The sequence below is a fragment of the Dolichospermum sp. LEGE 00246 genome (assembly GCF_015207865.1).
Classification (GTDB): domain Bacteria; phylum Cyanobacteriota; class Cyanobacteriia; order Cyanobacteriales; family Nostocaceae; genus Dolichospermum; species Dolichospermum heterosporum.
This window is the reverse complement of sequence record NZ_JADEWA010000131.1, coordinates 1-11861: the sequence shown is the minus strand read 5'-3', so window position 1 is coordinate 11861 and position 11861 is coordinate 1. Positions and strand designations below refer to the sequence as shown.

Annotated in this window: 11 protein-coding genes; 6 read left to right on the top strand and 5 right to left on the bottom strand. The window is 39.9% G+C overall.

Going from position 1 to position 11861, the window contains the following annotated elements; translation table 11 throughout:
* Window positions 1-116 precede the first annotated feature (116 nt).
* Entirely contained in the window at window positions 117-521 is a 405-nt protein-coding gene (gene tnpA / locus IQ228_RS11190; protein ID WP_193962874.1) for an IS200/IS605 family transposase, read from the top strand.
* On the opposite strand, the gene IQ228_RS11185 is transcribed toward tnpA, so the two are convergent.
* Together IQ228_RS11185 and IQ228_RS11180 are read right to left on the bottom strand one after the other, a co-directional pair.
* Window positions 499-915, bottom strand: a complete 417-nt coding sequence (locus IQ228_RS11185) for a hypothetical protein (RefSeq protein WP_370566875.1) — start codon at window positions 913-915, stop codon at window positions 499-501. The genes tnpA and IQ228_RS11185 overlap by 23 nt on opposite strands.
* A gap of 480 nt (window positions 916-1395) precedes the next feature.
* Complete coding sequence (locus tag IQ228_RS11180) at window positions 1396-2556, bottom strand: AI-2E family transporter (RefSeq protein ID WP_027403804.1); 1161 nt, start codon at window positions 2554-2556, stop codon at window positions 1396-1398.
* Between the two features lie 190 nt (window positions 2557-2746).
* Here IQ228_RS11180 and IQ228_RS11175 point away from each other — a divergent pair, with 190 nt between their 5' ends.
* The 5 genes from IQ228_RS11175 (at window position 2747) to IQ228_RS11155 (ending at window position 8327) form a co-directional block, all read left to right on the top strand.
* Entirely contained in the window at window positions 2747-3109 is a 363-nt protein-coding gene (locus IQ228_RS11175) for a hypothetical protein (RefSeq protein ID WP_193962873.1), read from the top strand.
* Window positions 3110-3287: 178 nt separating this feature from the next.
* A complete protein-coding gene (locus tag IQ228_RS11170) occupies window positions 3288-4733 on the top strand; it encodes an LCP family protein (protein ID WP_027403806.1) in 1446 nt (481 codons plus the stop codon).
* Between the two features lie 382 nt (window positions 4734-5115).
* Window positions 5116-5622, top strand: a complete 507-nt coding sequence (locus IQ228_RS11165; protein WP_193962872.1) for a hypothetical protein — start codon at window positions 5116-5118, stop codon at window positions 5620-5622.
* 165 nt (window positions 5623-5787) lie between these two features.
* Entirely contained in the window at window positions 5788-6942 is a 1155-nt protein-coding gene (locus IQ228_RS11160) for an NAD-dependent epimerase/dehydratase family protein (RefSeq protein WP_027403808.1), read from the top strand.
* Between the two features lie 206 nt (window positions 6943-7148).
* Window positions 7149-8327 carry a glycosyltransferase family 1 protein gene (locus IQ228_RS11155; protein ID WP_027403809.1) on the top strand — a complete coding sequence of 393 codons (1179 nt, stop codon included), beginning with the start codon at window positions 7149-7151 and terminating at the stop codon, window positions 8325-8327.
* Between the two features lie 21 nt (window positions 8328-8348).
* Here the strand turns inward: IQ228_RS11155 and IQ228_RS11150 are convergent, their stop codons facing one another.
* The 3 genes from IQ228_RS11150 to IQ228_RS11140 all read right to left on the bottom strand — a co-directional run bounded on the left by IQ228_RS11150 (window position 8349) and on the right by IQ228_RS11140 (window position 10767).
* Window positions 8349-8606 carry a hypothetical protein gene (locus IQ228_RS11150; protein ID WP_027403810.1) on the bottom strand — a complete coding sequence of 86 codons (258 nt, stop codon included), beginning with the start codon at window positions 8604-8606 and terminating at the stop codon, window positions 8349-8351.
* A 792-nt stretch (window positions 8607-9398) separates the two neighbouring features.
* On the bottom strand, window positions 9399-10091 hold the full coding sequence (gene bchM / locus IQ228_RS11145; protein WP_027403811.1) for a magnesium protoporphyrin IX methyltransferase: 693 nt from the start codon (window positions 10089-10091) through the stop codon (window positions 9399-9401).
* A 178-nt stretch (window positions 10092-10269) separates the two neighbouring features.
* Window positions 10270-10767, bottom strand: a complete 498-nt coding sequence (locus IQ228_RS11140; RefSeq protein ID WP_027403812.1) for a DUF937 domain-containing protein — start codon at window positions 10765-10767, stop codon at window positions 10270-10272.
* Window positions 10768-11861 lie beyond the last annotated feature (1094 nt).

Genomic DNA, 11861 nt, shown 5'->3' with positions numbered 1-11861 from the left:
CAATATTCGGTTGTAGCTTGAATCTCCAGCGTATTTGCACAGGTTTATTTTGTTGATGTGATTGATGATATAACTATGTTAATCTCCAATTAAAAGGAAGTCAATAGCTAAAATCTATGAAAAAAAGTTCTTATGAATATCGGCATTATAATCACGCTGTCGGGTTGAGCGTGATTCATCTAGTCTGGATACCTAAACGCCGAAAGAAGGTACTTGTTGGGAAAATCAGAGATAGGATTTTTGAGATATTTTCGGCATTAGCTATTGAAAAAGACTGGAATATTCGTGCGTTAGAAGTTGCGCCAGGTCATATTCATTTATTTGTAGAGATTCATCCAACCGATGCAATATTTCAGGTAGTTAAAGCATTTAAAGGACGCTCATCTAATTATCTAAGAAAAGAGTTTCCAGAATTAAAAAAGCTACCGTCACTTTGGACTAGTAGCTATTTCTTTTCAACTGCGGGGAGTGTTGCCGCCGACACAATAGAAAGATATATTAATGACCCGCATCATAGTTGAGAATATTGGCAGCGGTTAAAACCGCACGGGTAGGCTTTCCCCCGCGCTCTAAAGAGACGCGGCTCCCAGCCTTCCCGCAATCCCCTTGTGGAAACAGTCGATGCTCAATCGGATTGTACTTAGATGTATAAGGAGGATAGTGAGCAATGCGAATTTCAATTCCAATTTCATTCACCAAAGCTTGTAATGCTTCTTTGAATACATAGTAACGAGAACTGTTGCTACCACCACCATCACATAACAGTAGTATAGATGTAGCCAATTGGTAGCGGTTTTTGCCATAATTATTCCACCAATAACGGATTGAATCACAGGCAAATTCGCTGGTGTCATGGCTAGTACCAATTTGTATAAAACCAATGTTATCCTTTAAATCATATAACCCATGTGAAATTATCCAATCCCCCCGTACCCAAGCTTTTTTGCTTCAATCGCTGCATACCGCCTACAGTCTTTTTCCGATAGAGATTCATAGTAATATTGCATCTGCTTTTCTAGCATTGGAGAGTAGATTTCTATCACGATATTGTTCCCTAATACCTACTTCTTTAGTCTACTATACCCCTGTCACAACTTCTGCATTTTATTTAATCCACATTCCTTAACGAAAATTTCCACGTAAAGAACCTATTGTATAAAACCAAAAAATCATTGAAAATGTTGGGTTTCGTTCCGATTGCTCCGCAACGCTAACGCGAACAACCCAACCTACGTATTTTTGTTTTTTAGTCTTAACCGAACAGTATTGGGGGACAAGAAGATTATGTCGTATAAACCAATTCGGTTTTCCTTATTCCCACCCACGTCAAAAGTATGAACACAAATGGAACATAGGCGATAATCTACTTTGAGAGCAATATGGCGGATGAGTATGTTATGAAACACTCAAAGAATTATTAGGCTCTATTTTCGGAGATGCTTCTGGTGTCATGGGTGCAGATATCTCTTCGGGGTGAGAGTCTTCTGTGTCCAGATTAAGTGTTGAGGGACGAATGGCGTTGATGATACTTTTAATAACCACGGCGCAGGGAACAGCGACAATTACGCCTAAAAGTCCGCCAATTCTCGCTCCAGTTAAGACAGAAATTAAAATCCACACGGGGTTTAACCCAGTAAAACTACCTAAGATTCGGGGTGCAATCAGATTTTCCAGAATTTGCTGGACAATTATGGCTGCTATTAATACCCTTACGCCCATAGAAACATCTTGAAGTGAGACTAAAGAGGTAGTAAGTGCGATACCTACAGAACCACCAAAGGGGATAAGTGCCATGACTCCAATCGTTAACCCAAATAATAGACCAAAGGGAACTTTTAGCCATAAAAAGGTGGGAATTAGGGCAGAGGCCATGCAGGTTGAGAGGATTAGTTGGGTGATAAAAAAGTTTTGAAAGCTTAAACGAACTGTTTGGGAAAAGGGGGCGCGAAATTTAGCAGGTAGCCATTCTACTAAACTTTGCCAAAGTTCACCGCCATGCTGTAATAAATAAAAGGTTAATACCATTGTCAGCAGGAAATCGAGCAGACTGGTAACAGTGATCACAGCTAAATTTAGCACCTGTCCGGCGATCGCCTGTAATTGTCCTTTGACGCGATCGTTGATTTGTGCGGCTAAAGCATCGAGGTTGATTGGTAAACCAGCGCCTTCTGCTTTTTCATTGAGGATCATTAATTGAGAACGTCCTGAGTCTATTAAGTCTGGTAACCGCGCCACCAGTTGTTGAGCTTGAGTCAGGGCGAGAGGAAACAGGGTGACACCTAGAGCTAATAAAATGGATAATGCTAACAAAAATACAAGAATGGCTACTTGCTCTCGTTTCGCTCCGTGATTTTCCATCCAACTCACGGGGTAGCTGAGTAAAAATGCTAATACGGAAGCTCCGACTAAAATAACAATCAGGGAGTGAAAATAATTGAAAATTGCGGCAATAGCCCAACCATTCAGAACTAATAGGGGCGCAAGTAGGGCGATCGCTAAAAATCTGGCTATAGGTGTCAGTGTTTGCCACCAATTGAGTAGCTTGCGTGTCTGCATTTTTAAGTAATTACACTATATAACTAAATGGGTTTCTGCTTGACCAAGTATTAATCTCGTTGAGGCAGATAATAGGTGATGAAAATTATCAATTATTAATTGCCTCCTACCTAACAAGTAACTTAAGTTATTTATCTCTAACTTAACGACTATTATTCACCATCTCTAGTTTATGATCACATCAACCACTATGGATAACTTGCCCTCAAAAGATACAGATATCTCAAAAACACAACTCGTTCTGTATTTGATTCCCATTATCGGCTTTTTTCCCTCCCTGTGGACTCTCTATCAGCGGCAGGGTAGTCGGGATCAACTGGCAATCAGTCGTTTGTCTATTACCTTGGCTTTTATCTGGATGTTAGGTTATTTATTGTTAACTACTGGATCAGCAACGAATTTTTTGACACTTCGCTTGTTAATCCTCAATAGTTTCCTGACTTCCGGTTATTTTTTAGTGAGTATTTGGTTGATTTTTCGGGTCATTCAAGGTAAATCCTCCCGTTTACCGGGATTTAGCAACTTGGCAGAACGAGTATGGCGGAAATATTAACCGGGGAACAGACTGAACTTTTATCTAAATCTAAGTAAAAGGAATTTAGTTCATGATTACCATATTTAGCAGTTTTTTATAGCAAACTGATCAAGAGTTGGCTATTATAGTCTGATTTGTTTTAGATGTATTGATCGGCAAATTTAGTTTATTTAAAATCGTAGGTGAGAGGAAGTCTGTGACTAGTCAAAAAACAACAGCAGCACAACAAAGAGCAGCAAAAGCTAAATATAAGGGTCAAGGAAAAAATTCTCGCCCGTCTAAATCGGGACGGTGGCTATGGTTTGCGGTGGGTATGGGGGGGATTGCCATAGTATCAGGACTTGCAGGGGCATTATTAGCTGTTTCTTGGGAAAGTACGCCTTTACAACAAGCTCAACTTAGTCCCCAGGAAGAAGCAGTATTTGATAGCGACAGTATTTCTGGCAATGGGTTACAATTTTCTCAGCTAACTCGTCCTGTTAATATCCTGTTAATGGGTATGAGTGTACTACCTCCAGATGTCCAAAATCCCCCATCCGAAACCAAAAATCTGCGTTATTTGCCCCAGATTAACTCTTTTGACGGTCTTTCTGATGTGATGCTGCTGGTCAAATTTGATCCAGAGACCAAAAAAGTAGTCATGCTTTCTGTTCCTAGAGATACCCGTACACAAATTGAAGGGCATGGAGTCAAAAAAATTAATGCGGCTAATGTGGATGGTGGTCCAGCTTTGACGGCGAAAACCGTTAGTAATCTTTTGGGTGGAGTAGGAATTGATCGCTACGTTCGGATTAATGTCTTGGGTGTTAGTAAGCTAATTGAAGCTTTGGGCGGAGTGAATATTTATGTCCCCAAAGATATGAAATATCGGGACGATTCCCAGCATTTATACATTAATTTAAAAGCGGGTCAACAACATCTCAATGGTGAACAAGCGTTGCAATTACTCCGCTATCGCCATGATGAATTGGGCGATATTGGGCGAATTCAGCGGCAGCAAACGGTGTTGCGGGCTTTAATCGAACAGACTCTTAACCCGACAACCATCACGAAATTACCAGATATTCTCAATGTGGTTAAGGAAAATATTGATACCAACTTATCCGTTGAAGAATTAATAGCACTGGTTGGTTTTGGTTCAAAAATCAATCGCGCAAATATGCAAATGTTAATGCTGCCTGGACGCTTTAGCGAAAATCGTGAGTTTGATGCCAGCTACTGGGTTCCAGATGGGCGGAATATTGCTAAATTAATGACTCAGCATTTTGGTCTAGAAGCAAAGACGACAGAAACATCATTTAGTGAGCCTGGTCGTTTGCGTGTAGCTATTCAGGATAGTACAGGAGGCGATAGCGAAGCGCGACCTAGGAATCGCTCTCAATTGCGTCCCCTCATTAAAACATTGGAGAAAGCCGGCTATACCAATATCTTCGTCTCTAAACCCTGGGGACAACCCTTAGATGTAACCCACATTGTCGCTCAACAAGGAGACGGAGACAGTGCCGAATCAATTCGTAGTTTGTTGGGATTTGGAGAAGTGCGCGTAGAAAGCACAGGTAATATTGGTTCAGATATTACTATCCAAGTAGGTAAGGATTGGTTTCAAAATCAAGCGATTTTCCAAAATTCTACCCGTCCGTAATCATAATTTGAGTATCAATTTCCGATTCATCCTTGAGAGGTTCAGATCTCCGATTTCTTTGAGAAGTCGGGGATTTTGTTGATAATTGGTAATTAGACATCTCCAAAAAAGATTGTAGAGACGTTCCATGGAACGTCTCTACAGGGTTTTCAGGTCAAGTATCTTTAATTTTTGGAGATGTCTATTGGTGATGAAATGTAGTTATTCACTCCCCCCCCTCTAAAATTATCGAAACCCTTGATCTCTCGTTAAAGATAGGGGGGGAGTGTGAACAGTTACGATGAAATTCTAGGTTTCATCCTGTTCATCCTTTAATCCTGGACATCCTGATTCTGACAGTTTCTCTAATATGCTCGAAAATTATTATATGAGTTAAAACTGAATGATGAAACAGCCTTGGGGTGCAATACAAGTAAAAAAGGCGCTGTGCGCTATGATTTCGGGTGTGGGGGTCGGGATGATCTCTTGGGGGTGTAATGCTAATAACTCCCAGATTCAAGATACAAGATGGAATATATATGGAAATAAGCGTTATGGTTTTGAGTTTCCTTATCCGCATACTTGGCAGGTGTTAGGAAACCCAGACAATAGTGATGGTGTTGTTTTAGTTTCACCAAACCAAAAGAATGTGGAAATTCGTGCTTATGCAAGTAAGCCTGTATTAAAATCCTTAACTGAAAATTCTCAGCCAGTACCTAATTTTCGGACTCACCAAGGTTTTGCTGGGGTATTGGCTGTAGATGCGGGGGAAAAGGTGACTGTGATCAAATTGACTATTAGCCAAGAGAAATTGGAGTATCACTGGCAAGGACAAAGCGGTAGCAAAGACTTTCCAAATTATTATCGGCTGTTTTACTACATCGCCCAGGAGTATAAAATTAGTCAGTAGTTAGTGGTTAGTTGTCAGTAGTTAATGGTTAGGTAAGGGACAGAAGTAATTTTGAATTTTGGATTTTGGATTTTGGATTTATTTACTGCCTTAGTGAGAATTTAATGATGAAGAGGGGACACAAACCTGATAGATTTAGCTATCAGCGAGTAAAAACTGGTAAAGATGAAAGTCCTGGTTATTGGTGGTGATGGGTATTGCGGTTGGGCAACCGCGCTTTACCTTTCTAATCGAGGTTACGAAGTTGGAATTTTAGATAGTTTGGTGCGGCGACACTGGGATAATGAACTGGGTGTAGAAACCCTTACCCCAATCGCACCAATTCAGAAACGTCTCCAGCGATGGCAGGATTTGACTAGTAAGTCTATTGATCTGTTTATCGGCGATATTACTAATTACGAGTTTCTGCACAAAGCTTTACACGAATTTCAACCAACTGCGATCGTGCATTTTGGTGAGCAACGTTCAGCGCCATTTTCCATGATTGACCGTGAACACGCTGTTCTTACCCAAGTCAATAATGTGGTTGGTACGTTGAATTTGCTGTACATCATGCGGGAAGATTTCCCAGATTGCCATTTGGTGAAATTGGGAACAATGGGTGAGTATGGAACTCCCAACATTGATATTGAAGAGGGATACATCACGATTGAACATAACGGACGTAAGGATACTTTGCCCTATCCGAAGCAGCCTGGTTCTATGTATCACTTGAGTAAAGTCCATGATAGTCATAATATCCACTTTGCTTGCCGGATCTGGGGTTTAAGGGCTACAGACTTAAATCAGGGGATTGTTTACGGTGTCCTAACCGAAGAAACGGGGATGGACGAACTGTTAATTAACCGTTTGGATTATGATGGTGTATTTGGTACAGCACTGAATCGCTTCTGTATTCAAGCTACCGTGGGACATCCTCTCACTGTCTACGGTACAGGTGGACAAACTCGTGGCTTCTTGGATATTCGGGATACGGTGCGATGTATTGAATTAGCGATCGCTAATCCTGCTGAACCGGGAGAATTCCGTGTGTTTAACCAATTTACCGAACTATTTAGCGTCGGTGATTTGGCGATGATGGTGAAAAAAGCCGGCAACGCTATGGGATTGAATGTGGATATTAACCACATAGATAACCCCAGAGTGGAGAAGGAAGAACACTATTTCAACGCCAAAAACACCAAACTCTTGGATTTGGGTTTACAACCTCACCTGCTCTCTGATTCCCTACTTGATTCGCTTTTAAACTTTGCTGACAAGTATCAGAACCGAGTTGATCACAAACAGATTCTCCCCAAAGTCTCTTGGCATAGAAAATAGAAAATAGGAGTTCAGGAGTATGGCTAACGCCACACTATGCCTTCGGCACACTACGTGAACGCTATCAGGAGTTTAGGAGAAAGAAGGAACAAGAAAGAAATCTTCTCTCCTGTCCTTCTCTCCTGTCCTTCTCTCCTGTCCTTCTCTCCTGTTCTTCTACTCCTATTCTGAACTTCTGCAACTTCTGTAACTTCTGATAATTTGATATGCGAATAGCCCTATTTACAGAAACCTTTTTACCGAAAGTTGACGGCATTGTTACCCGTCTTCGTCATACCGTTGACCATCTTCAACGTCTTGGCAATCAAGTTTTGGTATTTGCCCCTGAAGGTGGCATCACTGAACATAAAGGTGCGAAAGTTTACGGGGTTAGTGGCTTTCCCTTACCTCTTTATCCAGAGTTGAAAATGGCACTGCCTCGCCCTGCCATTGGTCACGCTTTGGAAGAGTTTCAACCAGATATTATTCATGTTGTTAATCCCGCAGTTCTCGGACTATCAGGGATTTTTTATAGTAAAGTTCTCAAAATTCCTTTGGTGGCTTCTTACCATACCCATTTGCCCCAATATCTGCAACATTACGGATTGGGGATGTTAGAAGGATTACTATGGGAGTTGTTAAAGCTCGGTCATAATCAGGCGGAGTTAAATTTGTGTACCTCTACGGCGATGGTAAAGGAACTTTCCACCCATGGGATTGAAAGGTGTGATTTATGGCAACGGGGAGTAGATACAGAATTATTTCATCCTGATTTAGTTAGTGCGGAAATGCGATCGCATCTTTCCCAAAATCATCCAGATAGCCCTTTATTATTGTATGTTGGTCGTCTTTCTGCTGAAAAGGAAATCGAACGCATTAAACCAATTTTAGAAGCCATTCCCAATGCCAGATTAGCATTAGTCGGCGATGGACCTCACCGTCAAGTTTTGGAAAAACACTTTGCTGGGACAAATACTTATTTTGTCGGTTATCTCATGGGTAAAGAATTAGGTTCTGCCTTTGCCAGTGCTGATGCTTTTATTTTTCCTTCCCGCACAGAAACACTCGGATTAGTGCTGCTAGAAGCTATGGCTGCCGGATGTCCAGTGGTAGCAGCCCATTCTGGAGGCATCCCTGATATTGTCACAGATGGTGTAAATGGATATCTTTTTGATCCACAAGCTGATATTCAAGAGGCAATTAATGCTACTATACGTCTGTTAAAACAACGGCAGGAAATAGCTATTATCCGTAAAAACGCCCGTGCCGAAGCAGAGAAATGGGGATGGACATCGGCTACACAACAACTGGAAGATTATTATCAAAAAATAATTTTAAGCAGTAGGGGCAGGGTTTCCCCGCCCAGGAGTCAGGAATCAGGAGTCAGGAGTCAGAAGTCAGGATAAGAGTTCTATATGGCTGACAACTTAAACTTCTTCAGGACCGTTACTTGGAAAAGGTTGTTCACCGATTTTTAGTTGCTTTTTTGATTGTTTCAACTGTTTCCAAAGTAACTTAATCTGATCATAAGCCTCATCTGGTGAGATTTTGCCACCAGTTTCTAAATTGCAAATATAACTAACCTTTTGGGCAAATTCCTGCAAATTCGCATTAAATACCAAGTTTTCTGGTTTGACATGACCATAATAGCGACCACGGGGATAGAGAAAATCTTCTTTGCTCATCATTTTTTTTCTCCATTGACTCAACTGCTCTATAAAACTTATATAATACTGACAGCCCAGCGTGCCTTAAGCTATACATTCCTGTTTGTTTCCCCTGTTGGTGATCAAAATAGATGGATAGCTCTGTCTTCATAGCTCCTCTACTTTTTCAGAATGGAATGATAGATAAAACTATTACATCATGCTGATAGTTTAGAGTGGCGTGAGCCATAGGTGGGGCTTTAGGACAGTTATTCACGTTTAGTTATTCTCTAATTTATTAACAACAGATTGTATTAAATTCAATATGTTATTAATATATCTCTTAAGATAGATTAATACATTCCTTTTTGCAATACTTGGCAAAACTTTCCTTGTAAACTATAATTATACATTCAAATTAGAATAATTGAAAATACAAGTATTTGATGACTAAATAGGGTTCGCGGAAGAAGTCTTTTCCTTAGGGCTAGTACCGCAAAGCGGAAGTCAAAAGTCAAAGGTCAAAAGTAATATTAAGCAAGCTTTTTGACGATTGAGAATGGTTGGTGTATTTACGCCGCAGTGTAATAGGAGTCAGGGGGAAGAAAGAAGATTCGGATCATTAAGTAGTGAGACAGAATTAATTACACAATGTCATTGCGTAAGCGTTGCGTGGCGTTAGCCATATGGAACGAAGTGAAATGAAGCAATCGCCAGGGTTGTGATTGCTTCCCTTCCCTCGCAATGACTGTAGATATTTTTGTCCAATTACTTATATTCCCGACTTCTCTAAGAAGTCGGGAATATGAAGTATCAATTGTAATTTACTATCTACACAGATGTACGAGTTGCTTCTAGTAAACTGGAAAAGTAAAACTTTGTTCGCGCCATAGCTTGCCGTTGGATTGAAAAGCCATTTTTTTCCAAGATTTTGATGACATCAGCTTTAGGATGTAAATAAGCGCGAGTGGTTTTACTCGGACCAGGAAAGAAAGTACCGATTTTTTTGAGGATAGTCAGGAAGAAAGTTTTAGGCGCAAAACTGAGAATAATCCGTGATTCCGCTAAAGAACACAAATGAGAAATCATCTCGTCAGCTTTTTCTTGAGGGTAATGAATCAGAACATCCAAACAGATAACAGTATGGTAATTACCACTCAAAGATTCCAAATCCTCTACCGCAAAAGAGGGGTTTACAGTATTTGACAAAGCCATTACAGCCCTATCCTGAGCTTCTGATACCATTTTGGCAGAAATGTCGCTGGCATAGACCTTAGCACCACTCATAGCTAGAGGAATACTCAGACTACCGACACCACACCCAGCATCACAAATTGATAATGATGGTAAATTGTTGTCAGCTTTTAACCAGCCGATGACATTATCTACAGTTTGTTGATGTCCAGTGCGAATATCTAGCTGAACCTTGTTGACCTCGCCATCACCATAGATGCGTTGCCACCGATCAAAACCTGTGGAATTGAAGTATTCGCGGACTATTGTTTTATCGTCGGCTGCGTTCATAAACTCAATTTTAAAATTATCATTTGTCATACCAATTATATGTGAGGCTGCACAGAATCATGAAATCCATGAATTTATCCGTCTTTATCTGCGGTCAATTATTCTTGAAGTCTTATTCTATGCAGCTTCATCTGAATTTGGTATTAGTAAATTCTCAACGACAAAAATTCCGGCTAGTTTAGATTCTTAAAAACTTACTAGCTAATTTAATCGCGTCCATAATGTCTACATCACCATTACCGTCAGCATCTAGAAATTTATTGAGTAATGGATTACCACCAGATTGTAAAAAACTCAAAATTAAAGGGACTAAAGTTGGTAATAATTGTTGAATTGTATTCACATCTAAGCTAGTACCCTGAGCAGCATTTTCCGCTACTTGTGCTTGGATATCTGGAGAAAATAAGGTATCTACAGCTTGGAAATCGGCTGAAGTTCCGGCAAATTGATTTACCAACTCTTGTACGGCTTCACTTCCGTCAGTAGCTTGTTTTGCCTGCAAAGATGATTGTACTTGTTTACCAACAACTGATAGAACTGATTGCATGGTGACAGAGTCTGAGCCAATGCCATTACCTAATTGTTTAACTGTGGTAGCAATATTTATCAAGTTATCCAAACCACCTGGCTGATTGGAATTACTAACTGCACCAAGAATTTGATCAAATAGCCCCATTAATTTTTTCCTGTTGTTTTTAATATCTCTAATTATCAATGATACAGCAAAATCAAGTAATCACCAGTTATAAATCAGGAATAAAGTCAAAATCATTATATTGATGAATAAGTAATCGGTAAAGATATAGTAAATTATGTACCTTGAAAGGAATCAGAATAAAAGGTAATTTTTCTCTGATGGGTATCATCGGTAAAATTCTGGATTTTGATGAGATTTTTCTTGTATAGTATCAATAGGATTACTTAAAATTTTCATAAAAACTTGATATGATAATTTTGTATAACCATAATCACTATTTGTAAAAGTTTCGTTGGTAAATTAGCAAATAAGAGACATTATTGATGGACTAAGATTGCCTTTTCTCTGGCTGTTTGAAAATAGCTATTGCCTACTAATCACCCTCCAGATATACCTAAAACTGCTATTCCCAGAGAAAGACTATACCCCAGGATAACTTTTTGCTGATCCTCCCGCGGAAGAATAAGCTGTTGTGCATTTAGTTTGTATAATTCTAGCGGGCAAGATGCCCGCACTACAAAGTTCAAGTAAATTATGGTTATCAAATTTAGCTGCGTAACAGCTTAGTTTCTTAAAAGAGCTAAAATGTTTAAACTCAGAGATAAAATTCATCTAAACCTCCAGGAGACACCCACCAAAACTGTACTCAGTTTGGTGATGGGAGGAATGGAGGGTTAATTGTGAAACGTCCCTTGAGTAATTTTGTGCGCCAGCACAAACAATGAAAGGAACAGTTGAGCAATTAACAAATCTTTGATTTTCCATATTCGTAACCGTCCTTTTTGTGAGTCTAGTGGTCTTTTTTCAGTGTCTAAGGGAACACCAAAAAATAAATTACCCAATTTTGTGGGATGGGCATCCTGCCCGTCCCTGGTAATTAGCGGGCAATTCGTCCCGCACCACAAGAAACTTTTGGGGATTTTTTTAATTGGAAGTCCCTAAAACAAATACTTTGGACATAATATTTTGCTCCGAAGAGCCTCCCATTTCTGGGGTAATGTTAGCTTTGACAATGTTAGAGGTCGGTAACTATCTTAAAAGCACTGGTTTAACCCTTAAGCCTGTTTAACTTT